The 25,437-nt window shown below is 48.5% G+C and carries 18 protein-coding genes; 16 read left to right on the forward strand and 2 right to left on the reverse strand.

Annotated features, from left to right (window positions below):
* Window positions 1–16: 16 nt before the first annotated feature.
* The 4 genes from AC4G46_RS12115 to AC4G46_RS12130 are packed head-to-tail and all read left to right on the forward strand — an operon-like array spanning window position 17 to window position 2,659.
* The gene (locus AC4G46_RS12115) at window positions 17–529 is read left to right on the forward strand and encodes a heme-binding protein (protein ID WP_491128139.1); all 513 of its coding nucleotides are present in this window, start codon (window positions 17–19) and stop codon (window positions 527–529) included.
* Window positions 526–1,665, forward strand: a complete 1,140-nt coding sequence (locus tag AC4G46_RS12120) for a Gfo/Idh/MocA family protein (RefSeq protein ID WP_491128140.1) — start codon at window positions 526–528, stop codon at window positions 1,663–1,665. Before AC4G46_RS12115 ends, AC4G46_RS12120 begins: the two co-directional genes overlap by 4 nt.
* Before the next feature lie 37 nt (window positions 1,666–1,702).
* Complete coding sequence (locus AC4G46_RS12125; protein WP_491128141.1) at window positions 1,703–2,128, forward strand: VOC family protein; 426 nt, start codon at window positions 1,703–1,705, stop codon at window positions 2,126–2,128.
* A 24-nt stretch (window positions 2,129–2,152) separates the two neighbouring features.
* Window positions 2,153–2,659 carry a PTS sugar transporter subunit IIA gene (locus tag AC4G46_RS12130; RefSeq protein WP_491128142.1) on the forward strand — a complete coding sequence of 169 codons (507 nt, stop codon included), beginning with the start codon at window positions 2,153–2,155 and terminating at the stop codon, window positions 2,657–2,659.
* Between the two features lie 49 nt (window positions 2,660–2,708).
* Here AC4G46_RS12130 and AC4G46_RS12135 read toward each other — a convergent pair whose 3' ends face one another.
* Window positions 2,709–3,734 (reverse strand): AraC family transcriptional regulator, encoded by a 1,026-nt coding sequence (locus tag AC4G46_RS12135; protein WP_491128143.1) that lies wholly within the window; start codon window positions 3,732–3,734, stop codon window positions 2,709–2,711.
* 89 nt (window positions 3,735–3,823) lie between these two features.
* Entirely contained in the window at window positions 3,824–6,043 is a 2,220-nt protein-coding gene (bglX, locus tag AC4G46_RS12140; RefSeq protein ID WP_491128144.1) for a beta-glucosidase BglX, read from the reverse strand.
* 164 nt (window positions 6,044–6,207) lie between these two features.
* Between bglX and AC4G46_RS12145 the strand changes: the two genes are divergently transcribed.
* The 12 genes from AC4G46_RS12145 (at window position 6,208) to AC4G46_RS12200 (ending at window position 25,303) form a co-directional block, all read left to right on the forward strand.
* Window positions 6,208–7,743: a glycoside hydrolase family 43 protein gene (locus AC4G46_RS12145; RefSeq protein WP_491128145.1), complete on the forward strand. Its 1,536-nt coding sequence runs from the start codon at window positions 6,208–6,210 to the stop codon at window positions 7,741–7,743.
* 148 nt (window positions 7,744–7,891) lie between these two features.
* Window positions 7,892–9,436: a spore germination protein gene (locus AC4G46_RS12150; RefSeq protein ID WP_491128146.1), complete on the forward strand. Its 1,545-nt coding sequence runs from the start codon at window positions 7,892–7,894 to the stop codon at window positions 9,434–9,436.
* Window positions 9,430–10,641: a Ger(x)C family spore germination protein gene (locus AC4G46_RS12155; protein ID WP_491128147.1), complete on the forward strand. Its 1,212-nt coding sequence runs from the start codon at window positions 9,430–9,432 to the stop codon at window positions 10,639–10,641. Before AC4G46_RS12150 ends, AC4G46_RS12155 begins: the two co-directional genes overlap by 7 nt.
* Window positions 10,638–10,880 carry a hypothetical protein gene (locus AC4G46_RS12160; protein ID WP_491128148.1) on the forward strand — a complete coding sequence of 81 codons (243 nt, stop codon included), beginning with the start codon at window positions 10,638–10,640 and terminating at the stop codon, window positions 10,878–10,880. Before AC4G46_RS12155 ends, AC4G46_RS12160 begins: the two co-directional genes overlap by 4 nt.
* A 12-nt stretch (window positions 10,881–10,892) precedes the next feature.
* Entirely contained in the window at window positions 10,893–12,017 is a 1,125-nt protein-coding gene (locus AC4G46_RS12165) for a GerAB/ArcD/ProY family transporter (RefSeq protein WP_491128149.1), read from the forward strand.
* 121 nt (window positions 12,018–12,138) lie between these two features.
* The gene (galA, locus tag AC4G46_RS12170; RefSeq protein ID WP_491128150.1) at window positions 12,139–14,526 is read left to right on the forward strand and encodes a beta-galactosidase GalA; all 2,388 of its coding nucleotides are present in this window, start codon (window positions 12,139–12,141) and stop codon (window positions 14,524–14,526) included.
* A 28-nt stretch (window positions 14,527–14,554) separates the two neighbouring features.
* Window positions 14,555–16,288, forward strand: coding sequence for a sensor histidine kinase (locus AC4G46_RS12175; protein WP_491128151.1), 1,734 nt, complete (start codon window positions 14,555–14,557; stop codon window positions 16,286–16,288).
* Window positions 16,289–16,331: 43 nt separating this feature from the next.
* Window positions 16,332–17,894 (forward strand): response regulator, encoded by a 1,563-nt coding sequence (locus AC4G46_RS12180; protein ID WP_491128152.1) that lies wholly within the window; start codon window positions 16,332–16,334, stop codon window positions 17,892–17,894.
* A gap of 185 nt (window positions 17,895–18,079) precedes the next feature.
* Window positions 18,080–19,006: an ABC transporter permease gene (locus AC4G46_RS12185; RefSeq protein ID WP_068728120.1), complete on the forward strand. Its 927-nt coding sequence runs from the start codon at window positions 18,080–18,082 to the stop codon at window positions 19,004–19,006.
* 17 nt (window positions 19,007–19,023) lie between these two features.
* Window positions 19,024–19,950, forward strand: coding sequence for a carbohydrate ABC transporter permease (locus AC4G46_RS12190; protein WP_491128153.1), 927 nt, complete (start codon window positions 19,024–19,026; stop codon window positions 19,948–19,950).
* 72 nt (window positions 19,951–20,022) lie between these two features.
* Entirely contained in the window at window positions 20,023–21,603 is a 1,581-nt protein-coding gene (locus AC4G46_RS12195; RefSeq protein WP_491128859.1) for an extracellular solute-binding protein, read from the forward strand.
* A 136-nt stretch (window positions 21,604–21,739) separates the two neighbouring features.
* A complete protein-coding gene (locus tag AC4G46_RS12200) occupies window positions 21,740–25,303 on the forward strand; it encodes a glycosyl hydrolase 53 family protein (RefSeq protein ID WP_491128154.1) in 3,564 nt (1,187 codons plus the stop codon).
* The last annotated feature ends 134 nt before the right edge of the window (window positions 25,304–25,437 follow it).

A 25,437-nucleotide genomic window follows, 5' to 3' on the forward strand; every position in this document is an offset into this window, starting at 1 on the left:
CCTAGGAGGGACATGCATGCTCGATGATTCCCAGAGTGCGTTATTGCTAAGGTGTAAAGAACAAGAGGAAAAATATAAGTTTGATGAAATTTTGCAACAGGATATTTGCCAGCTGGGTGAGTACTTGAAGGAAATCAGCCTTCAATTAGACAGGCCGGTAGCGATTGAGGCGGCTTTGGGCAATTTTGTTGTATTCCGGTTTTACCCGGAGGGAAGAGGAATCCATGAGGAAGCCTGGATTGCCGGAAAGAGAAATACGGTAATGGCCTTCGGATTAAGCAGCAAGCATATGATGCTCAAAATGCTGGACAAAGGGCTCACTCCAGCCCATACGTTCGCAGCCCTGGATCCGGGCAAATTTGCGCTAAGCGGCGGCGGGTTTCCTTTGAAATTAAAGAATGGATTGCTTGTAGGCTCCATATGTGCATCCGGACTTAGGGATGATGATGATCACAACGTATTAGTTCAGGCCCTCGACAAATTCTTTCAATCCAGATCGTCATCTATAACAAAGGAGGCAGGGGAATGACATCTTTAAATAAAGTAAAAACAGCCGTTATCGGCTGCGGAAAGATAAGCGGAATCTATTTGGAGAATATGATCAATAAGTTCGAGATTCTGGATGTCGTGGCTTGCGGTGAAATTGATGCGGCAAGGGCTCAGGCAAGAGCGCAGGAATTTGGAATCAGAGGAATCTCTGTGGAAGAGCTGTTGAAGGATCCCGAAATCGAACTGGTTGTGAACCTGACACCTGCAGCAGCTCATTATTCCGTTATCAAGCAGTCTTTAGAAGCAGGAAAGCATGTATACACCGAGAAGATTGTAACCCCTCATTTAAATGAAGCACTTGAATTAAAAGAGCTTGCCCAAAAACAACATTTGCGGCTTGGCTGTGCGCCGGATACCTTCCTCGGAGCTGCTATTCAGACTGCCCGCAAGGTAGTTGACAGCGGCGGAATCGGGAAAGTGGTTTCGACTCATGCGGCCGTAAATCGGGATATGGGCTTCCTGTATGCACCAGGGACGTTCCAGACAAAAGTAGGCGGCGGTATTGGCTTTGATGTAGGAATCTACTATATTACAGCTCTGCTTAGCATTCTCGGTCCTATTGAAAAGATTAGCGGATTCGCTGACAATACAGCTCCTCAATATACGGTTGAAAATCCGTCATCGCCGCACTTTGGCCAAACCTTTTCGGTTGAAAATGAAAATGTGATGGTAGCAAGCATGAAGTATAAAAATGGCGTTTATGGAACGATGAATTTTAATGCGAACAGCATCTGGCCGCAGGTACCAATGTTAACGATCTATGGTACAGAAGGCATTCTGCAATTGGCTGATCCGGACCGTTTCGGCGGTAAAGTCCTTTTACAGAAAAAAGGAATGGCAGAATCGATAGAAGTACCGAATAGCTTCGGGTACGGTGAGAATTCAAGAGGGCTTGGTGTTGCAGAAATGGCCTGGGCAATGAGAAAAGGCAGACCGCACCGCGCAAGCATTGAGATGGCCTGTCATGCTGTTGAAATTCTGAACGGTGTCGTTAAATCCACGGAAACAGGCGCCGTACAGACGATGGAAACAGAGTTTGAGGTTCTGCCTGCATTGCCGGAAGGCTACATCGATCATTATTTTGGAAAGAGTCAAGAGGGCGCTCTTATCTTGTAATCATTACTTAACTAAATGATGGAGGGATGGATCATATATGAAAGTATTAAGCATTGCGCATGCGGGTATGAAAGTGAAGGATATGGACAAATCGTTAGCCTTTTATTGTGACGGTTTAGGCTTTAAACGGAAATTTACGCTCTACAGGGATGAAGCGGATCAGCTGCCCTGGATCGAATACCTTGAGTTTGGAGATCAGCAGTTTGTTGAATTGTTCTATAGCTACGAAGAAAGAAAAGAGCATCCTAATCTAAAGGAATATTACTCTCTGTATCATATTGCACTGGTCGTTGACGATATTCATGAGGCAGCCGCACAATTTAAAGAAAAAGGCATTCCTATGAAAACCGATCTGGTATTGGGACCTGATCATACCTGGCAGCTATGGATTGTTGATCCTGACGGTAATGAGATTGAGATTATGCAATATACCGGGAAGTCGTTCCAGCTGGTTGGAAAATAAAGTTTACAATAAGGGAGAAGTAGTATGTTTTTTGGACGCAAGAAGAAAGAAACAATAGATGAAGTCGTTGTTGCTGCACCGCTTAAGGGGAAGGTTGTTCCACTAGAGCAAGTAGATGACGAAGCGTTCTCCAGCAGGTCTATGGGGGAAGGTATAGCGATTCTGCCGGAAGAAGGTAAAGTATTCGCGCCATTTGACGGTACGGTAGCTTATATAATGGAAAAGAGCAAGCATGCCATCGTATTGGAACATAAGAGTGGTGCCCAGGTTTTGATTCATGTCGGTATGAACACGGTCTCTTTAAAAGGGAAGGGCTTCAACCTTCATGTAGCTACTGGTGACACAATTAAACAAGGCCAGCTCTTGATTCAGTTTGATATACAGCTGATTGAGCAAGAGGGTTATCCGGTCGTGACACCTGTCGTAGTTCCTGTTGGACAAGATTTGGTACAACAAGTAGACATTGTTGCAGAGAACGATCAGCAGACAGGGCTTAAGAATGAAGTGTTTGTTATCAAGCTGAATACCTAGAAAAAAGCCGGACCGCATAAGGAATGATCCTTACGCGGTCCGGCTTTTATTAACTGCTCCGGTACTCTTTAGGTGAGCAGCCGCAGATGGCGTTGAACTTTTTGTAGAAGAAGCTGACATTCTCATAGCCCACATAATTGGCGACCTCAATGACAGTCATCTTGCTGTTTAAGAGCAATGTTTTGGCAAAGCGTATTTTCTGCTGATGGAGCAGAGTAATGAAGGACATCCCTGTATATTTTTTTAACTGTGAGGACAGATAGCTGGCATTAATATTAAAGTGAGCAGCGGTAGAGTTCAAGGTACAGGTCTGGTAATGATCCTCGATATACCGAAGGATGGGAATAATCGGATTTTGTTTGAATTGCTTGCTTTCCATGATCGTGTCACTCTCATACACATGGATAAGCTCCATCATAATTAGGGAAAACATGGAGTCCAGCATGTCCGCAGAACGCGAAGAAGGGTCAAACCATTCACAGAAGAACTCATTCATGAACAGCGGCAGTCTCCGGCTGTTTTCGGAACGGATCCGGATAAAGCTGTCATGGTCGTTCCCTTCGGTAATAGAGTTGATGAAGAAGCTTGAGAGCGGACTGTCTGATGCAAGCCGGTTAAAAAAGTTGCTGTTAAAATACTCCTTGGTGATAATGATATTAATGAGAATATCCGATTCGCCGAGCGGCTCGATGGTATGCACAGTGTCTGAATCGACAAGCAGAACCTGTCCCTTCTGCAGGGAATACGTATTATTATTGATAATTTGGGTGCAGGAGCCATCGTACATATAATTAATTTCGATCCAGTCGTGAATATGCAGCGGATAGGATTGAAAGCGGGAATGCTTTTTGACTAAAATGTTGGGAGAGCTTGTGAACAGATCGGAAAATTGTTTAAACAGTAACTTGCCGACCCGCTTTCTCTCCTTAAACATATAAATGAATTCAGGCGGATTAGGAGAAGGAATTCCTTGCCGGTACAATTCTTCATGCTTTGTTATGGCACGCAGCTTCTTGTCCAACTGCTTCGGGTTCATGTCTGCCAGGCTCCTTTCAGCAGATTTAACGTTCTTCATTATATCATGAAACAAAGTGAGAAATATCACGGTAGTAGAGCAGACTCAATAAAAAAATACGACTGTTGACCAGCCGTACCGTTCTAATATTACTTCATGAAAGTGAATGGGACAGTCAGCACATCTTCGGAATGCCTTCCGATGTATACCTCAAAACGGCCTTCCTCTGCTTCATAGGTCATGTCCCTGGTATAGAATTTTAGCATGTCCTCTGTAATTGTAAAGTATACCTTTCTGCGTTCACCTGCCTGCAAATGGATTTTTTGAAACCCGCGCAATTCCTTCACAGGTCTAACTACACTGCCGGCAAGGTCACGAATGTAGAGCTGAATAACCTCATAACCGCTTCGGTCACTCCTGTTATGAACCTCGACTTCTGCCTCCAGGTGCTGTCCCGGCTGCAGAACAGAACTGCTTAACAGCAGATTAGCGTATTCCGTCTTATGATAGGATAGGCCAAAACCAAATGGATATAAGGGCTCATTCGGAATATCCAAGTAACGTGAGGTGAACCGCATGCTATGGGTAGAGGTCCTTGACGGCCGCCCGGTATTGAAATGGTTATAATACACGGGAATCTGGCCTACGGCATAGGGAAAACTCATCGTTAATCTGCCCGATGGATTGGCGTCACCCAGCAACAGGTCTGCAATGGCATGTCCGCCTTCTGTGCCGGGATACCAGCATTCCAGGATGGCATCGACCTTATCCTTGATGTCTGTAAGCACTAAAGGGCGGCCATTAAATAGTAAGAGTACGGATGACTTCACATATGGCAGCACCTGATCCATAAAGTCAGTCTGATTGGAAGGCAGATTCAGATCGCTTCGGCTGCCCGCCTCTCCGCTCTGCAGCGTATGCTCCCCCATGGCGAAGATAACAGTGTCTGCCCATTTCGCAAGCTCAATCGCCTGCTGAAGCGCCTGGTCCTTGGCTTGCTGCGTTGTCAGTGCAGATTCATCCAGCTTAAAGAATCCGAAATCCCCCAAGCCTTCATGGCTGTCCAGCAGGTTGCAGCCCTGCGTCATTTGGAACTGTTCAGGTGGAAGAACCTCCTCAAAGGCAGCCTTTAACGTAACCACCTGACTTTTATCGCCATATACGGCCCAAAGTCCACTCAAATCCTGACTGTCCGCATAGGGTCCAAGGAGTGCAATTTTCCTGTTTTTTGATAACGGCAAAGCTGACTTATGATTTTGCAGTAAAACTAAAGACTGGATGGCTGCATTGCGGGCATGCGCCTTTCGCTCAGGGGTTTGGCTTAGCTCCTCTTCCCTGGCAATACTTGCACCCCGGTACGGATCTTCAAACAAGCCCAGTTTATTCTTCAGCCTCAATACCCGGAGTACGGCATCGTCGAGCTTCTTCATGCTTAAGCGGCCTTCTTCAAGTAAAGGCTTAAGCTGATTGGAGTAGCATGCGGTTTTCATGTCGATATCGACACTTGCTTCCATAGAAAGCCTCGCCGCTTCCTTGTCATCCTCTGCTACACCATGGGCAATCAGCTCTGAAATGGCTGCATAATCCGTAATGAGTACACCCTTAAAGCCCCATTCCTTGCGCAGCACATCATCCATTAACCACTGGTTTGCCGTTGCAGGAACTCCGTCTACTGTATTAAAAGCTGTCATAACCAGCTCACAGCCCGCATCTATAGCGGCTTTGTAAGGGGGAAGATAGTCTTCGCGCAGTCTTCGTTCCGACATATCAACCGTATTATAATCTCGCCCGCCTTCAGGAGCGCTATATGCCGCATAGTGCTTCACGCAAGAAGCAAGGCTTGCGCCCGGTGTAAAATCACCCTGGAAGCCTTCTACCATTGCTTTGGCAAAGACGCTGTTCAAATAAGTATCTTCACCTGTAGATTCCATACAACGTCCCCACCGCGGATCGCGGACCAAATCCACCATGGGTGCAAAGGTAACATGTGCCCCTGCTGCACACGACTCCTCCGCCGTCAGCTGATTACAGCGCTTCACCATCTCCGGATTCCAGCTGCTTCCCAGCGCCAACGGAATCGGATACACCGTTTTGTATCCATATACGATATCCGCCATAAACAAGAGTGGGATTTTATGTCTGCTCTTTTCAAGATAGCTGCTTTGAATTTGAATGACCTTTTCTGCGCCAAGCACATTTAAGACCGATCCCGTATACTGCACCATGGTTTCGTCGATTCCAAGCTTCTGCATAGGCCCGACAGCCATTGCCCCGGTGTTGAAAAATTCACCGGAAAGCTGAACGAGCTGCCCGATCTTTTCCCGGGTAGAAAGCGACTCTAGTAAGTGTAATAATTGCTTCTCTTCCATACTACTTACCTCGTATCTTTAGTTTTTATGGACATAGTTAGATTTTAACTTCTATGATTGCGTTATCATAATAACCAAATCGTATCAATTGATTGACCGTTTCACAGTTTTATTTTTCAGCAAATTACGTTATTCTAGTTGAAAATATTCAAGGAGAGTAACATATGAATTTTAAAAACCCTATTATTTCAGGTTTTTATCCGGATCCCAGCATTTGCAGAGTGGGGGCAGACTATTATCTGGTAACCAGCTCGTTTCATTATTTTCCCGGGGTTCCTATATTCCATAGTCAGGATTTGGTGAACTGGCGGCAGATTGGACATTGCTTAACGCGTCCTGAGCAGCTATCCATTCCCAGGGTCGGGAGCTCCATGGGGATATTTGCTCCGACCATCCGATACCATAACGGATATTTTTATATGATTACAACCGTCATTACAGGCAGGACGGACGCTGAAATCAAAAACTTTTATGTTCGTGCAAGCGATCCGGCAGGGCCCTGGTCTGATCCCGTGTATCTGGATTGGCCGGGCATTGACCCGTCGCTGTTCTTTGATGAAGATGGCTCCGTATACATAACGGGCACCAATGCGTTATCGAGCCGTGAAGCAGGCATATATCAGGCGGAACTGGATATAGAGACAGGGAGGCTGTTATCGGAGCGTCAATTGATCTGGACCGGTACAGGAGGGAAAGCCCCGGAAGGCCCGCATTTGTACCGGATTAACGGACTCTATTATCTGCTGATAGCCGAAGGCGGTACCGAATACGGACATATGGTTACCATTGCGCGCAGCAGTTCTCCCTATGGCCCTTTTGAAGGCGCACCTGACAATCCGATCTTAAGCCAACGCAGTACAGGCCATCCCATCCAGGCCGCCGGGCATGCCGATCTCGTTCAGGCCCATGATGGAAGCTGGTGGGCAGTTATGCTGGGCATCCGCCCCTTTTCGAGAAGGCATCATCTGGGGAGGGAGACTTACTTGTCTAAGGTTGAATGGTCGGAAGATGGCTGGCCGGTCATTGGCGACAATGGCCGCCTGCACCTTGAAATGGAAGGGCCGTCCTTTTTTACAGGGGCCTTGCCGTACGAGGACGGACTGGATCATTTTAATGCAGCGGAGTTAAAAGATATTTGGAATTTTGCCCGTAATCCGCGGTCGGAGGATTGGTCGCTTCAGGACCGTCCAGGCTGGCTGACATTACACGGTTCAGCAGTTACCCTGGATGATGCCGATTCCCCTGCATTTGTAGCCCGCCGCCAGCAGCATTTTAATTGCAGTGCTTCTGCATGGCTGGAATTCGAGCCTGGCCACAAGGATGAAGCAGGTCTCACTGTATATATGAATGAACTGCACCATTACGAAATAGCCCTTACCAATGTGGATGGACAGCGCTCGGTTATTTTGCGCAAAAGAGCAGGCTCTGTCTGGATGATTGCTGAACAGCAGCCTTATCATGAGAATTGCATTGTTCTTGAAATCATCGCCAATGCCAGGGAATACGCCTTTTACTACCGCAGCCCTGAGCATGCTGACTCTATCCTGCTTGGGCGCGCAGAGTGCAGCCTGTTAGCTACAGAAGTAGCCGGAGGCTTTACAGGTGTGTATATCGGCCTTTATGCAACAGGCAACGGGAATAAGGCTGGCAGTCCTGCCTATTTTGATTGGTTTCATTATCAGACTCCTGCGGTTGAATGAGGTTGTTTAACCAGACTGATCGGGCGCTCAAGCGTCCAGTGACACAAGAAACCCGGGAGGGAGCCTCCCGGGTTTCTTTGGCGGGTACAGAATTAGAATATTCTTCAGGAAAAGGCGCAGACTTACAGTACAAGGATGGTGATACTCTATGGTGAACGGCTTGATGCACAATAACAGCGGTGGGGTTAGCGGTCTTTCACCAGAGCTTGCAGATAATATTTTGCTGATCCGGAGCCAAATGGGCGACAGCAGCGATCTCACTTATAAAGAAATCAGCTGTGGCGGCGCTGTAAGTATGCTGCTGATCTATATAGATGGCCTTATCGATAATCAAACGATGCAAGACTCCATCCTGCCCTCATTAATGGGTGCAGATGCCCAGCAGATACTTGCGCATGCTCCTATGGATCAAATGATGTTCATTCAAAAGCAAATTCTGATTGCAGCATGCACGGGTATATTTACTTCGCATGAGGAGCTGCTTCAACGGATACTCTCCGGCCATATTGTCGTGCTCATTCAGGGCAGCGGGCATGGCATCTGGGTGGAGGCTGCCGGGTGGGAGGGCCGGAGTATCGGCGAGCCGACCTCACAATCTGTGGTGAAAGGCCCTATGGAAGGTTTTAATGAAAGCATCAGCATGAATACCTCACTGGTACGGAAAAGAATCCGTGACCAGTCCCTGTGGCTCGAATCCATGAAGATCGGCAGGGTGACTCATACCGAGGTGGCCATCATGTACCTGAAGCATCACGCTGATGAGAAGGTGCTCGCCGAATTGCGGCGCCGCCTGGAGAGTATCGATATCGATGCGGTTCTGGATAGCGGATATATTGAAGAGGAAATACAGGATGAATCTGTTACACCGTTCCCTACAATTTTTAATAGTGAACGGCCTGATACGGTTGCCGCAGGCATCTTGGAAGGGAGAGTTGCCGTTTTTGTTGACGGCAGTCCGTTTGTGCTGCTTGTTCCCGCATTATTCATACAGTTTTTTCAGTCCGCGGAAGATTATTATCAACGGGCAGATATAAGTACACTACTCCGGCTTTTACGCTTTTTGTCCTTCTTTATTGCACTGCTGGCCCCCGCTCTTTACATAGCGATTACCACATTTCATCAGGAGATGCTGCCCACCAACCTGCTGATCAGTTTGGCTTCGCAGCGCGAAGGGGTACCCTTTCCGGCATTTATAGAGGCATTGTTGATGGAGATCACTTATGAAATCCTGCGGGAGGCCGGTGTGCGTATGCCAAGGACCGTCGGTCAGGCTGTGTCCATTGTAGGTACTCTGGTCATCGGGCAGGCTGCAGTAGAAGCAGGTGTCGTCTCGGCAGCGATGGTTATCATCGTATCCATTACGGCGATCTCCAGCTATGTCATACCTGAGTATGGCATGTCAATTGCGGTACGTATGCTGCGGTTCCTGTTTATGATAACGGCTGCTACCTTGGGATTATACGGCATTTTGCTCGGGCTGATTGCAATGACCCTGCATCTGACAACTCTGCGCTCCTTCGGGATATCGTACATGAGCCCGTTCGGTCCTTATGTGGCCAGCGATCTGAAGGATAGCTTATTCCGGATCAGCTGGCCCCGGATGCGGAGAAGGCCCGGCTCACTTAGCCCTGAGAGCAGGCAGAAGAGCAAATCCCGTTCGTTCAGGCAGAACAAAAGGAGGTCACAGTGGTAAAAACGTTTGTACGCTTGATGCTGGTGCTTGGATTGCTGATGTCCCTGACCGGCTGCTGGGATAAGGATGAATTGGACGAGCTGGGTATCGCACTGGCTTTGGGTATCGATATACAGGGGGATTTGTATCAGGTGTCTGCCCAGGTTGTGTTGCCCACTGAAGTGGCTTCAAAGTCCGGCAAAGGCGGCAATACCGTGACACTGTATGAGGCAACGGCTCCTACTTTAATTGAAGCGGTCAGAGAGCTGGTCGAAACAAGTCCCCGCGTACTCTATATTCCCCAGCTGCGCGTTGTCGTCCTGGGAGAGGCATATGCCCGCAGAGGAATAAGCAACATGGTCGAGACACTAATGCGTGATGTGTTTGCCCGTACTGATTACTTCGTAATCGTAGCCAAAGGCCATCAGGCAAGGGAGATCCTCGAAGTCGCCACTCCGCTGGACAGGATTCCGGCTAGCCAGTTGTTCTCTTCCCTGCTGGCCTCCTCAAAAACATGGGCGCCTGCCACAACGGTGACGATCGATCAGCTGATGACGGAGCTGGTCAGCGACGGCATTCATCCCGTATTGACGGGGATTCAGATTGTTCACAATGAACCGTCCGGGCAGGACAACGGGGAAGAAAATCTGATTGGAATCAAGCCCAAGAATGAGCTCCGTGTGTCCTCCCTGGCCGTGTTTAAGAAAGACCGCCTGATCGGCTGGCTAAATGAGCGGGAAAGCAAGGGCTACAACTATATCCGTGATAAGGTGGATCAGACCTTTGGACATATCGCTTTGGAGAATGGACTGGTGGGCCTGCGGGTTCTGCGCAGCAGCACCGAAAAAAAAGTCAAAATAGTTGACGGGGAGCCGCAGATACAGGTGAAGGTCAGCAACATTGCCACACTCGTTGAGATAGGGGAGACTGATTTGTCACTACATAAACAAGAGGACATACAGCTCATTCAAGACAAGAGCGCCGAATTTCTGGTTCAGATCTTACAGGAAGTCTGTGATACTGTTCGCCACAAATTCAAAGTGGATATATTTGGTTTTGGTGAGCTGGTTCATCAATCGGATCCCAAGGCATGGAAAAAGCTGAAGCATAACTGGGACCAGACCTTCAGTGAGCTGCAAATCGATTTTTCAGGAGAGGTTCAGGTGAAAAGAGTTGGACAGCTGGGAGATACCTATCAGAAAAAAATGAGGGAGAAGGAATCATGAATCTTAAGACTTCATCACTGGTCATTATGATTGGTCTGGCCATTGCCTTGCGGGTCATTCCACCTGTACTGCGCAAAAGGAAAATCAAGGAGCTGCTGTTGTACTCAGGTATGCTCATAATCGGGGTGTGGATCAGTATTCTGGGAGCCGATTCTGAACAGGTGCCCAGTCCCCTGTTGTTCATAGAAGTGATATATACCCCTGTTAACCGGATGCTGCAGTACCTGTTTCCAAGCTGAGGAGGTGATACTATGATCGAAAAGGGCCGCATCAGCACCCGGCAGATTACAGTACTTATGTTTTTATTTCTGCTGGGTGAGAGTATCATCATCTATCCGACTGTGCTTGTCTCTGTTGCCGGACAGGATGCCTGGATTGCGGCCCTAATCGGTGTTCCGTGCGGAGTGCTTCTGGTCTGGGTTCTTTTGAGGTTGCATCAGAAATACCCGAAACAGAGCTTTATCCAAATCTGTCAGACTGTTTTGGGAAAATGGCTCGGCGGCTTGCTTGCACTGTGGTACCTGTATTTTTTTTATATGAGCACAACGCTATATATCAGACAAATCGGTGATTTCCTGACGACCCAATACTTCAACAGCACTCCGCTGAGAGTTATCACTATCTTGTTCATTCTTATTCTGGTTTATGGTCTCTATGCCGGTATTGAATCCATTGCGCGCAGTGCCGAAATCATGCTCCCCGTTCTGCTGCTGGTCTTTGCCTTTCTGTTCTTCTCCCTGATGCCTCAATTTGAGATCATTCAGCTGAAGCCGGTGCTTGAAAATAAACCCTTGTCCATTATCCACGCCGCCATCATTGTCATCACTTATCCCTACGGGCAAAGCATGGTGTTTAGTATGCTATTCCCGCTGGTGAACAGACAATCGCATATGAACCGGGATGTTCTGCTCGCAGCAGCGGCAGGAGGGGGGCTGCTAACCGTCATAGTGCTGATTTCCCTAATGGTAATCGGTCCTTTTTTGTCTGAAAGCACACTGTATCCGACTTTTTTTCTTGCCAAAAAAATCAGTATCGGGAAGTTTCTGCAAAGGGTTGAAGCCTTATTAACCACCGCCTGGGTACTCTCAACCTTTTTTAAAACGGTGCTTAATTTCTATATTTCCATTCTGGGAACTGCCCAATTGTTCAAGCTCAAAAGCTATCGTTCCCTGATCTGGATATCGGCGCTCCTTCTCTTTGGGCTGAGTATGATTGTTGCACCGAATCTGGAATATTATATGAGCACCTTTATTCCAGCCTGGACGCTTTGGGATTTGACCAACGGTCTGATATTCCCTCTACTGCTGCTCCTCCTGCCTGCATGGACATTAAGACAAAAGAAGAACGGAACGCCCCGCAGGGATAATACTCCTTAAAATGTATACAATCTTCGTAATGTTCATTTTGTACTATCAAAAATGAATTTTTTTACTAACTCTATTCTATGAATCTACTCTACAATTAGGTTTATTAATTCAACCAGGGGGTTCTAGCATAGTGAGAATTGGAAAAGGAAGAAGCAAAGAAATATTTGATGATAAGTGGAGCTTTCATAAAGGGGATATCCGGATTCCTTATGCCGTAAAGGCCGGAATGACAGGCGGGATTACTGATGCAAGCATCCGCAAGGACGGGGAATGGCTGGATATCGCGTTTAACGATAAAGGAATGGGGGAGCAGCAGCTGGACTGGTCCTCTGTCAGCCTGCCCCATGACTGGTGTGTGGAGCAGCAGTATGTCCAGGATGAGCATCTGGGAGCCAGAGACGGGAGCCATGGTTATTTGCCGGGCGGGATCGGTTTTTACCGCAAGGTGTTTGAGCTGCCGGCCGAAGCGGCGGGAAGGAAATGTCTGATCCGTTTTGACGGGGTGTCCGGCACCAGCACGGTGTGGGTCAACGGGCATTTGATCGGCAGCCATCAGGGCGGATATATAGGGTTCAGTTATGATTTGTCGGATGTGCTCCGTTACGGGGATGAAGGCAGAAATGTTATCGTGGTTAAAGTGGATGCAACGGAATGTGAGGGCTGGTGGTACGAAGGCTGCGGCATTTACCGGCATGTCTGGCTGGAAAATATGGATCTGCTGCATGTGGCGGAATATGGTACGTACATCACGACACCCGAAGTTGCCAAAGAACAGGCAACGGTAAATATCCGCACACGCATCCGCAATAACTACACGGAAGGGCTTCAGGTGGCTCTGCAGACCGTGATTTATGACGGTGCCGGGCTTCAGGTCTGTGCCAAGTCCGCAGATACCTATGCCGAGTGGTTCACCGAGACGGAGCTTGAGCAAAGCTTCCAGGTGGAGCAGCCTATGCTCTGGGGCCCTGATTCGCCGTATTTGTATAAGGCAGTATCAATAGTTCTCCATGAAGGACAAGAGCTGGACCGGTATGAGACAGTGTTCGGCATCCGCAGTATCCGTTTTGATGCACAGGAGGGATTCTTCCTGAACGGTGAGCCGCTGCTGATCAAAGGGACATGCAACCATCAGGATTTTGCCGGCGTTGGCGTGGCCTTGCCTGATAGTCTGATAGAATATAAACTTAAGCTTCTGCAGGAGATGGGCTCCAATGCCTACCGCAGTGCACATCATCCGCCAACCCCAGAGCTGCTGGATATCTGCGACCGGATCGGAATGCTGGTCATGGATGAGAACCGCAAGCTGGACAGCAGTCCGAATGGCTTAAGCCAGCTGGAACGTCTGCTCTACCGTGACCGCAACCATCCAAGCGTGATAATCTGGAGCATGGAGAATGAAGAGGTACTGGAAGGCACCGTAACAGGGGCACGGATCCTTAAAACGTTAGCGGATACGACACGCCGTATAGATCCGACACGTCCGACCTGTGCGGCTATGAACCACGGCTGGAATGAAAATGGCTATAACGATGTTGTAGAGATCACCGGCTACAACTATGGACACCGGGATCATCTTGATATCCGTGATCATGAGCAATATCCCGGACGTCTGATGATTGGAAGCGAATGTGCAAGCTACACCGCTACCAGAGGGATTTATGAAGATGATCCGGTAAGAGGCTACTGCTCCGAATACGGAACGAACATTCCTTCATGGGGCTGCACTCCGCAGCAGGCCTGGACAGATCTGGTGAATAACCGCTTCCTGACCGGGGTCTTTATGTGGACAGGATTTGATTACCGTGGAGAGCCGACACCGTATCTGTGGCCGTGTATCAATTCCCATTTCGGTCTGATGGATACTTGCGGATTCCCGAAAGACAGCTATTATTATATGAAGGCTGTGTGGACGGAAGAGCCGATGGTCCATCTGCTGCCGCACTGGAATTGGCCGGGCTCGGAGGGCAAGCCTGTCGAGGTTCGTGTGTTCTCCAATACCGGCACTGTGGAGCTGTATCTGAACGGGATAAGCCTGGGTGAACAGCAGGTGGACAGAAACGGATATCTGACCTGGAACGTAATCTACGAGCCGGGACAGCTGGAAGCTGTCGGTAAACACGGCGGACAGGAGGTTGTCCGCAAATCTGTTGTTACAGCCGGCCAGCCTCATCAGATTCAATTAATCCCTGACCGGGACGAAGCACGGGCGGATGGAAATGATACGATCCCGGTCCGCGTTGCTGTCCTGGACAAGGATGGCAATATTGTGCCGACAGCCGATAACGAGATCCGCTTTGAGGTTACCGGCGCCGGCTCCTTGCTGGGTGTAGGCAACGGAAATCCGAGCAGCCATGAGCCGGACAAGTCTTCCCTGCGCCGCGCCTTTAACGGCTGGTGTCTGGCCCTGGTTCAGGCATCCTCCCATAGCGGTTCCATTCAATTACGAGCTGTATCAGAGGGACTTGCGGCTGCTGAGCTGAATTTGCAGGCTGTATCCGGAGATGATACACAAATATAAAAATTTCGAACAGAGGATGGCTTGAACAATGCGCAGGCTTACGACATACATGCCTTTCACCTACAAGATGATGATACCCTATTTGCTTCTGGTACTGCTTACAGATGTCTTCATTGGTTATATCTCCTACTCCATGCTGACGGATTCCCGCACAGAGATGGCAGAGACCAATATCCGGACCGGGATGGAGCAGGCCAGAAACAATATAAGGTATCAGATGGATGAAATCCAGAGGATGTCCGACAACCTGTTCTCAAGCCAGCCTTTTCAGCGGGCGATTGAATTGAAAGGGACGCCGTTCGAGAACTACCTGACCCTGATTGATGATATTCTTCCCCAGCTGACAGCGCCATTGCAGCTGTTCGGGAACAAGATCCGCTTCATGCTCTATACGCCGGACAATATTCATAATGTGATTCCCGGAGATAACCTGAATGAGCCTATAGAAGACAGTGACTACTACATCCTTCCTCTGGAGGAGATTACCGGACAGGAGTGGTTTCAGTCTCTTCAGGACTCCAAGCGGGATAATATATGGCTGCAGATTGATACCGATCAGAAGCTTAATAATATCTCACATGTCCGCAGGCTGATCAGCTTCAGTGATAACAAAACAATGGTTGGTTTCATCCGGATCACCGTTCCGCTGGAGGATTTGTTCGGCGGCTTTGAGACATTCCCTGTCGAGGAGGGAATTACGCTGCGTCTGGTGGACAGGGCTGCAGGAACCGCTATGTTTCAACGCGGAACAGCCGATTATGATGCCGGACACGAGAAATTTCTGAGCCTGCATGAGCAGATTCCGGGTAGTGATCTGGTCATTGAAACCCTTGTTCCTCAAAAATATCTGACTCAGGATGCCGGCAGGCTGCGTATGGTGATTCTGGCTGCCTGTACGCTCAGCTTTTTGGTCATGACCCTGATCGGATTTGTAGTGGCACGTATTTCAGGGCGCAAGATGAGCCGGATCGTTGGACTGGTCCGTTCATTCCAGGAAGGTAATTTTCAGAAACGGATCCGGTTCTCGGGAAATGATGAATTTGTACAGATTGCTGATTCGTTTAATGATATGGCTGCTAACATCCAGGAGCTTATAAACAGGGTTTATGTGCAGGAGGTTTCAAAAAAGCAAGCCGAGCTGGAAGCCCTGCAGGCGCAGATTAATCCGCATTTCCTGTATAATACACTCTCGACCATAGGCAGTCTGGCTAATCTGGGTGAAATCGGGAAGGTTACACAGATGGTGGAAGGATTGTCCCATTTCTACCGTCTGACTCTGAATCAAGGCAATGTGTACATTGAGCTGGAGAAGGAAATGGAGCAGGTTCAGACGTACCTTGAAATCCAGCGGGTCAAATATGCCGATGCATTTACGCTGTATGTCGATGTGGATGAGGACATTATGCATATGCAGGTAATCAAGCTGGTATTGCAGCCTTTTGTGGAAAATGTATTCAAGCATGCCTGGTTTGGAAAATCCATCTCGATCCGTCTGACAGGCCGGAGGGTCGGCGATAATATTGAGCTTAAGGTCATTGATAATGGCGTGGGCATGCGGCGGGAAGAGATCACGAGTATGCTGAACAGTCAAAGCCAGTCAGGCGGTTACGGGGTAAAGAATGTGAATGAGCGCATTAAGCTCAGGTACGGGGACGAATACGGTGTGACCATTGCAAGCATTTACGGGGCGGGAACAACTGTCCGGCTCCTGCTGCCGGCCGGGGTTACGGGCCGCAGGGAGATTGAGGAGCAGTCCCGGTGAAGAAAAAAGTGTGGTGCATCAGAAGCAACAGGAGGAACGCATAGTGAGGACAATCAGTGTACTGCTCGTTGACGATGAAGCCGTTGATCTGGAATGGCTGCGGCGCAGAGTGTTGTCCAGCGGATTTGATATAGAAGTAGCGGGAACAGCAAATAACGGCTTTGATGCGCTCGAAATGCTGGAGCAGGAGCGTGTAGACATCATTCTGTCTGATATCCGGATGCCGATTATGACCGGAACGGAATTTGCCAGAAGAGCCAAAACCATCAATCCAAAAGTGAAAATCGTATTTATCAGCGGCCACGAGGATTTCAGCTATGCCAAGGAAGCTATTCAGATCAGTGCCTCGGGGTATTTGCTGAAGCCTGTCAAGGATAAGGACCTGTACGATATGCTCGGGAATCTATGCCATTCCATCGAACAGGAGCGGGAGCAGAACCGGTCTTTAACTGAAGCCCTGTCCCTTATAAACAAAGAGCTTATCTTACGCTGGTTCGATGAGGCTTCACCTGAACCTGTTGAGCTGCAGCTGCATGCCGCCCTGCTTCCGCTGTTAGTTAACGGGGCAACGGCAGCAATCTTAGAAATTGATGATCTGGAATGGAAAATGCAGGATGTCTCCGAAGAAAATGCGCGCATGATGATACGGCAAACCCAGCAATTGATTCGATCCCTGCTTGAGGAGAACAAGAGCGGAACGATGATTATAGGGTCCCGCCAGAGATTCATTATCCTGTGCAGCCTGCCGCAGGAGGAGTTTCTGCAAATCATGGAGGAGCTGATCCGGAAAACCGCAGAGTCCTCGCTGTGTACAGTAACGATCGGGGTCGGCCGTTATGCACGGATGGAGGCTGAGCTGCATGCCTCGTACAAACAGGCGCAGGCTGCACTCAGTGCGAAATGGCTGCTTGGCAAAAACCGGCTGATCCGTGATAACATGGAGCCTGTGCTGCGCGGGACGCCGGGCACCGACATTGACCAGACGTTAGACCAGCTTCTTGAGGCGATCATCCAGTATGATCTGGTGGCAATTGATGATCATTTATTGAAGCTGCTGATGAATGCCGGCAAGAAGGATGTCTATGATCTGATTATCCGGATCACCTCCAAGCTGCATGCGGATCTGCAGCAGCAGAACGAGAATCTGTACGAGCTGCTGCAGTGGGAATCCCATCAGCCGGAAATTCTGTTCCAGTTTGAGACGATACATGACATTGTATCCTGGATGAGACGGAGATTCTTCGAATTGTCCGAACTGCTGTATGTCAAACGCCAGCGCCAGAAGCGTAAGCTGATTGATGAAATCATACATTACGTGGAGGAAAATCTGGAATCAAAGATTACACTGAAGGAAGTCGCGGTCCAGTTTAACTTCACCCCGAATTATCTGGGTTATCTGTTCAAGGAAGACTACGGGATTCCGTTTATTGACTACGTCAAAGAACGCAAAATGAGCCGGGTATTAGAGCTGCTGAAGGACCCAACCCTGATGATTTATGAGATTGCCGAACGGATGGGTTACAAGAATCTGATTTATTTTAACAGGCAATTTAAGCAAATGACCGGTATGACACCGGGAGAGTACCGCAAAAAAAATAAAGTATAGCCAAATAAACGCTGCCATGGGCCGATTATCGCCCGGGGCAGCGTTTTTATATGAAGTTAAGTATACATAAAATAAATTATCGTTGGAAAAGTACTAGTATTTGTTGGCGCGCTCAATCCACAGGAGTGAAACGCTTTTTTATAATACATATATAGAGATATTGAGGAGTGGAAAGGGGATTCGAGATGAAACAGAACAAATACGGATTCTGGCACAAAGTAAAAAAGAATAGAACCTTGCTGCTTATGCTGACTCCGGCAGTTTTATTCTTCCTGGTATTTGCATACGTGCCTATGGCCGGGATTGTACTGGCATTCAAGCAGTACAACTACAGCGGAGGTATCCTGCACAGTCCGTGGAACGGGCTTGATAACTTCAGATTTTTCTTCGGCTCCGGCGACGCCTGGCGTGTAACCCGGAACACCGCGCTGTATAATATTGCTTTTATCATCGTTAATAATGTGCTGCAGATCTTTGCGGGCATTCTATTGTTTGAGGTTGCGGGCAAATGGTTCCGGAAGATTACACAAACCATCCTGTTCCTGCCGTACTTCATTTCCTGGGTAGTCGTTGGAGCCATTGCCTACAACTTGTTTAACTTTGATGTGGGTACTCTGAACGTATTGCTTAAGGGACTGGGAATGCAGCCGATTGATATTTACAACACTGCATCCTATTGGCCCGTTATTCTTGTACTGGTATCTGCCTGGAAGGCTCTGGGCTACGGCACGATCATGTATCTTGCGGCAATTACCAGTATTGATACTGAAATGTATGAAGCAGCCGAGATTGACGGAGCGAACATTTTCCAGCGCATTATGAAAATTACCGTTCCGAACCTGATTCCTACCGTAATTATTCTGGTGCTGCTGGCCATAGGTAATATCTTCCGCGGAGATTTCGGTATGTTCTATAACATGGTTGGTAATAATGGTCTCCTGTTCTCAAACACGGATGTTATCGATACTTTCGTATTCCGCTCACTGACCACTTCCAATGAAATTGGGATGTCTGCAGCGGCCGGATTCTACCAATCCCTGCTTGGCTTTGCGACGATTATGCTCGCGAACTATGCCGTGCGCAAATACGATAAAGATCGTGCTCTATTCTAAACAAAGGAGGCAGCTTAATGAGTTCTACTACTGTAAACGCAGATATTCAAAAAGTACGCAAGCGTACCAATGTTGACAAATTGACCTTGTCCATTATAGGATATGTAACTCTGACCATTCTCGCAATTTTTTGTATCGTGCCTTTCCTGCTGGTTATCTCTGCTTCCTTGAGTGAGGAAAGCTCTATTATCCAGAATGGATTCCAGATTATTCCGTCGACCTTCTCGACTGAAGCCTACAGGCTGCTGTTCGAATACCCGGCTGAAATGCTCCGGGCTTACGGAGTAACGATTACTGTTACTGTAATTGGTACTATTGTCGGATTGTTCCTGACTTCTATGACTGCCTACGTGCTGTCCCGCAGAGACTTTGAATGGCGCAGCCGCTTCTCGTTCTACTTCTTCTTCACAACCCTGTTCAGCGGCGGCTTAGTGCCTTCTTACTTGCTGATCATTAATTTTCTGCAGCTTAAAGATACGCTTCTGGTATTGATTCTGCCGATGCTGATGAATGTGTTCTATATCATCGTCATGAAATCGTTCATGAGCAGTATCCCTGATGCGATCACCGAATCCGCCAAGATTGACGGCGCAGGTGACTTCCGGATCTTCATGCAGCTGATTGTTCCATTGTCCAAGCCAGCTCTTGCTACCATTGGCCTGTTTATCGCCCTGGCTTACTGGAACGACTGGTATAACGCGCTGCTCTATATCTCCAAGTCCGATCTGATGCCGCTCCAGTATTATCTGTATAAAATGCTGGGCAATATGGACGGAATGCGCAAAGCCATGATGGCCTCAGGAGCGGTTGTGAACTCTGATCTGCCGACGGAAAGCTTGAAAATGGCGATGACCATTGTAGCTACCGGCCCGATTTTGCTGGCCTATCCGTTCATTCAGAAATATTTTGTACAAGGCCTGACCATCGGTGCTGTCAAAGGATAACCCCGGGCTATCCCGGTTATCAATATAAATCTCATTTCATTCACTACTTCATTAGGGGGAATTCCTGTCATGATGAACAAGAAAAAGAAACTTACTGTTACACTGGCAACAATGATGACACTGGGGACAATCCTCAGTGCATGCGGAGGCGGCAATAATGCCGCCAACACTGGTGCAGAAGCAACGAACAGCGGAGCGAATGCTGCCAATACAGCGACCGATTCCGGCGCTCCTGATACTTCCAAAGAGGTTAAGCTGAAGATGATCCTGGTCGGCGGACAGCCTGGCGACTATGATAAGGTATTCGGCGAGCTGAATACCAAATTGAAAGAGAAGATCAATGCTACTGTAGAAACAGAATTTCTGGACTGGTCGGACTGGACACAGAAGTATCCGCTGAAATTCGCGGCCAATGAGGATTTCGACCTGGTATACACAGCGAACTGGGCCTTCTATAACGACCAGGCGCTCAAGGGCGGATTCATGGAGTTAACGGAAGATATGCTTTCCAAGTATATGCCGCAGACCTGGGCAGCTATGCCGAAGGTAAACTGGGATCAGGCCAAGGTAGACGGCAAGATCTTTATGGTTCCGAACAATAACGTGGAAGTAACAGACAAAGTGGTATTATACCGTGAAGATCTGCGCAAGAAATACAATCTTCCGGAAATCAACAGTCCTGAAAGCTACGCCAATTATTTGAAAACGGTTGCTAAGGATGAGCAGGGTGTTACAGCTTTCGGAGCAAAGCCTGCTGACGGCTGGAAGTTCCATGAGCTGGATCAGATCCTGCTGGAGCAGAACAACAATTTCAACCTGGTAGATGCCAACCTGCTGCCGCTGGCTTACAAGCTGGATGATGCTACAGGCCAAATCTTCAACATCTACGATACGCCTGAGTTTACTTCCCTGCTTGAATACTATAAAGATCTGGCCGACAACGGCGCATGGTCGAAGAACGTAGTCAGCAACAAAAACGATGTATGGCAGGATATCAAAGCAGGCAAGGTTTCCTCCTATGCCCACAACCTGGGTACTGTTGGTGCCAACCTGTCTGAAATGCGCCGCGATAAACCCGATGTGGAGCTGGGAATCGCTGACCTGACACCGGATAAAAAGAAAATTGCTGCAATCGCCACACAGAACGGTATGTCCATCCATGCAACCTCGGAGAATCCGGAACGTGCCCTGATGCTGATCGATCTGCTGCAGAATGACAAAGAAATTCACGACCTGACCATGTACGGAATTGCCGGAACCCACTACAATCCGGAAGGCGACGATAAGTTCTCTGCAGGTCCTGCAGCTGCCAACTACACCGGGTTCTCGAACTGGGGCTGGAATTCCCCGCTGAACCGTCAGGATGCCGCTTATCCTAAGGAAGCTGACGACATGTTCAATGCATGGCAGGCAAATGTCTACCATTTCCCGCTTGAAACATTCGTATTTGACACCGCAAAAGTGAAAAATGAAGTAGCGAACATCGGTAATGTAATGCTGCGTTATGCCATTCCGCTGGAATACGGTTTGATTGATGACCTTGCCAAAGGTCAGGCAGATCTGATCAAACAGCTGAAATCGGCTGGCATTGATAAGGTTCAGGCTGAAATGCAGGCTCAGGTAGATGCCTTCCTGGCAGCTCAAGCAAAGTAAGATCAGTGCTTCGGGGCTGCGCCAAAGTTCGGCTTTGGCGCAGCCTTTTATATACAAGCAGAACCGGGTCGCTATCGTACATATGTGAGCGTTATCCGTATGCTGCAGGCATTACCACATTCGGGGAGGTTGTTACGTGAAAAACAGAAAAAGAGTTCTGGCAATCATTCTCTTCATTTCAATGATGCTGTCAACGGTATTTACCGGTTTACCCGGAAAAGCAGAAGCTTCTGCTGCACCCGGATCATTCGCCAAAGGCGCAGATATCAGCTGGCTGCCGCAATTAGAAGCGCTTGGGTATAAATTCTATAATGATAACGGGGAAGAACAGGATCTTCTGTACATTCTAAAGGATCATGGAATTGATTCCATCCGGATCAGAGCCTGGGTTAATCCTTCTGACGATCCTTCAAACGGTCATAACAGTACAGAGGAAGTTGTTGCTCTGGCTTCACGTGTAAGCGCTCTCGGTTTCCGGGTGATGATTGATTTCCACTACAGCGACAGCTGGGCGGACCCGGGAAAACAGATCACGCCTGCAGCATGGGCTGACGCGGATCTGGAGCAGTTAAAAGCGCATGTATCGGAATATACTACCGATGTTATGAAAGCGCTGCAAGAGGCGGGGGTTACCCCGGAGTGGGTGCAAATCGGCAATGAGATTAATAACGGTATGCTGCATCCGCTGGGGAGCTACAGTAATGTTTCCAACCTGGTCCAGCTGATTCAGGCAGGGTCAAGTGCATCCAAAGCCGTTTTTCCGGACATCAAAGTGATTATTCATAGGGCAAATGGAGCAGAGGCGGGCGTAGATCCTTTTTACGCCGGTCTGGTAGCAGCCGGTCTTAAGGATAGCGATTACGATATCATCGGGTTATCTTATTATCCTGAAGCTACCTTTACCACTTCCATTGATGAATTAAGCGAGAATATGAATAAACTGGAGCAGAATTACGGCAAGGAAGTTATGATTGTCGAAGTCGGCGGCAATGTCTCCGAAGATGTTGACAGCGTTCACAATATGCTTGTAGCGGCGCAGAATAAACTGCATGCGGTTCCAAACCAGAAAGGAACCGGTATATTCTATTGGGAACCGACAGGGATTATGTTTGACTATCCGTTATCTGCATGGAATAAAGACGGAAGCCCAACCATTGCCATGGATGCTTTTATCGACGGTGCGGTGGAAATTAACCGTTATCCGGTCCAATCCATTACGCTAGATCAGCCTGAAACGGTGATTGAAGTCGGTGGAAATGGTAAATTATCGGCAATCCTCAGCCCTGAGAATGCTACTTACAAGGGCGTGAAATTTACCAGCTCCAAGCCTGATATTGTCAAAGTGGATCTTTACAAAGGAACGCTCTCCGGAATCTCTCCCGGAACGGCAACGGTAACAGCTGTTACCTATGACGGCGGATTTACAGCCACCAGCGAAGTTACGGTTATCCCGAGCACAAGCCTGGTTCAGAACCCCGGTTTTGAGGACGGATTGACTTCGTGGACCCTTACAGGGGATGAAAGTGCAGTAACGATCGAAAACGATGTGTATTCAGGCTCATCAGCATTACATTACTATAGCCCGGCACCGGCTGAGTTCAAGGTTTCCCAGACGATTACAGGACTGGCCAATGGAACGTATACTTTGTCAGCCTGGGTCTCCGGCGGCGGCGGTGAAGAGATTTCGGAGATTTTTGCCGGCGATGCAGTGCAGAGCTTTACCAATACAGGCTGGAAAGAATGGAGTAAGCCTGTTATTAATGACATTGAAGTTACAGATGGAACGCTGACGGTCGGAGCACATTATAAGCTTTCCGACGGACAATGGGGTAACCTTGACCATTTTGAGCTGAAAGAGAAGGATAACACTGAGTATATTACAGTGATTAATCCCGGCTTTGAGAATGTTAAGGAAGACGGCACCCCTGAAGGCTGGACCATTCCGGATACCACTCCGTTAACGGCCGGGACCGGTTATACCGGTGAAAAGTCACTTGGATTCTGGAAGGATAGCGCGTTCACCTTTGAAGCCTATCAGGAGCTTACAGGTTTAACGGATGGAACCTACACGTTGTCGGCCTGGTCGCAGGGCGCCGGAGATGAAGTGAAGAATCAGTTATACGCTGTGAGCGGCGATCAAGCACCATTTACGGCCAGCTTTGCGAATAAGGGCTGGAATAAATGGAATCAGGCAGTGGTAGAAAACATCAAGATCACGGGCGGAACACTGAAAATAGGCGTTTCCCTGGATGCAAAAGCCGGGAATTGGGGCTCTTATGACGATTTCGTTCTGATTAAAAACAGTGATGAGCCGGGCACTGAGCAGCCGGGTACAGAAGTTCCACCTACAGAGCCAGGTACAGATCCGGGCACAGAGGTTCCACCTACAAATCCGGGAACAGATCCAGGAACGCAGGTTCCGCCGACAGAGCCGGTTAATCCTTCTCCGGGAAGCATTCCGGGGGACAGCAGTACTCCGGCAGTAAGCAATACTCCGGCAGCTGAGCCTACTACTTCTGTTATTGACAACACTATGGTCTACAGTGTCATTATCAAGACGACAGCAGATGCAGGTAAAGGGGGATCTGCAGCCAAGCTTGATACAAGCGTGATGGTCGGTCTGCTGCAAAAAGTGAAGCAGTCTGAAGCAGCTGGACAAAGAGCAGCAGTTGAAATCAGGCTGGATAGCGCATCAAATGAACAGGCTGTCCAATTATCCGTTCCGAAGGAAGCGCTCAAGCTGCTGGCTGACAGCACTACAGCGGATTTAAAGGTGGATGCAGGACTTGCCGCGATCACCTTTGACCATAAATCGGTAACGGCCATGGGCAGTGCAGCGGCGGACAGCGAAATCAGCATTACCAAGCTTGCTGCATCAGGACTGCCGGAGAATGTCCGGAGTGTGATCGGCGACAGGGCGGTGTATGATTTTACCGTAAAAGCAGGCAATGCTGAAATTACACAATTTAACGGCGGAAAGGTAAAGATCAGTCTGCCTTATACTCCGCATACAGGTGAGCAGACGAATGCAATTGTCGCCTACTACATTGACCCGGCTGGCAGCCTCAAGCCCGTCAGGGGAGGTTATGATGCTTCAACCGGGAGGGTAAATCTTCAGACCACCCATTTGTCGCAATATGCAGCGGGATATAACGAAGTGAAATTCAGTGATGTCAGCTCCGGTCACTGGTACAGTGATGCAGTCGGTTATATGGCGGCCAGAGGGATCGCTAACGGCACAGGCGGAAATGTCTTTGCCCCTGAGAGCAAAGTGACGCGGGCTGATTTCCTGATGATGATTATGAACGCTTACGGAATTGATGCAGATTCCGCAGTTGCCGGCAATTTCGCCGATGCAGGGAACAAATACTACTCGGGATATGTGGGCACGGCCAAGAAATTAGGATTGGTTTCCGGTACAGGGGATAACCAGTTCAAGCCGGAAGCCGTAATCAGCCGGCAGGACATGTCCGTTATTTTCTATAATATCCTGAAGCATCTGGGTGAACTGCCATCCGGCAAGAACGGCCAGAGCTATGATAATTTTGCCGATACAGCTGCTGTATCAGGTTATGCAGCAGAATCCATGAGAGCATTAGTGGAAGCCGGAGTGATTACCGGAGACGGGAACAAGCTGGCTCCTGCTGCCAATACTACCCGTGCTCAGGCGGTACAGGTTATATACAATGCTATAAAGTAAACCGGCAGGTTTGAGCCGCAATAACCTTTAACCCTATTATTAGCCATCCGGTCTTTTCAGGCCGGGTGGTTCTTTTCTGTGTAATATTTCAACAAAACATCGTAGGATATTTAAGGTTCCTGTCATGCGCGTCC

This window comes from Paenibacillus sp. fava2, from assembly GCF_058313675.1.

Coding starts and splice junctions, on each gene's coding strand:
- AC4G46_RS12190 (WP_491128153.1), top strand. CDS start 19,024: ATGAGTTCTACTACTGTAAACGCAGATATTCAAAAAGTACGCAAGCGT.
- AC4G46_RS12135 (WP_491128143.1), bottom strand. CDS start 3,734: ATGAAGAACGTTAAATCTGCTGAAAGGAGCCTGGCAGACATGAACCCG.
- bglX (WP_491128144.1), bottom strand. CDS start 6,043: ATGGAAGAGAAGCAATTATTACACTTACTAGAGTCGCTTTCTACCCGG.
- AC4G46_RS12115 (WP_491128139.1), top strand. CDS start 17: ATGCTCGATGATTCCCAGAGTGCGTTATTGCTAAGGTGTAAAGAACAA.
- AC4G46_RS12145 (WP_491128145.1), top strand. CDS start 6,208: ATGAATTTTAAAAACCCTATTATTTCAGGTTTTTATCCGGATCCCAGC.
- AC4G46_RS12150 (WP_491128146.1), top strand. CDS start 7,892: ATGGTGAACGGCTTGATGCACAATAACAGCGGTGGGGTTAGCGGTCTT.
- AC4G46_RS12185 (WP_068728120.1), top strand. CDS start 18,080: ATGAAACAGAACAAATACGGATTCTGGCACAAAGTAAAAAAGAATAGA.
- AC4G46_RS12165 (WP_491128149.1), top strand. CDS start 10,893: ATGATCGAAAAGGGCCGCATCAGCACCCGGCAGATTACAGTACTTATG.
- AC4G46_RS12125 (WP_491128141.1), top strand. CDS start 1,703: ATGAAAGTATTAAGCATTGCGCATGCGGGTATGAAAGTGAAGGATATG.
- AC4G46_RS12160 (WP_491128148.1), top strand. CDS start 10,638: ATGAATCTTAAGACTTCATCACTGGTCATTATGATTGGTCTGGCCATT.
- AC4G46_RS12130 (WP_491128142.1), top strand. CDS start 2,153: ATGTTTTTTGGACGCAAGAAGAAAGAAACAATAGATGAAGTCGTTGTT.
- AC4G46_RS12195 (WP_491128859.1), top strand. CDS start 20,023: ATGAACAAGAAAAAGAAACTTACTGTTACACTGGCAACAATGATGACA.
- AC4G46_RS12175 (WP_491128151.1), top strand. CDS start 14,555: ATGCGCAGGCTTACGACATACATGCCTTTCACCTACAAGATGATGATA.
- AC4G46_RS12120 (WP_491128140.1), top strand. CDS start 526: ATGACATCTTTAAATAAAGTAAAAACAGCCGTTATCGGCTGCGGAAAG.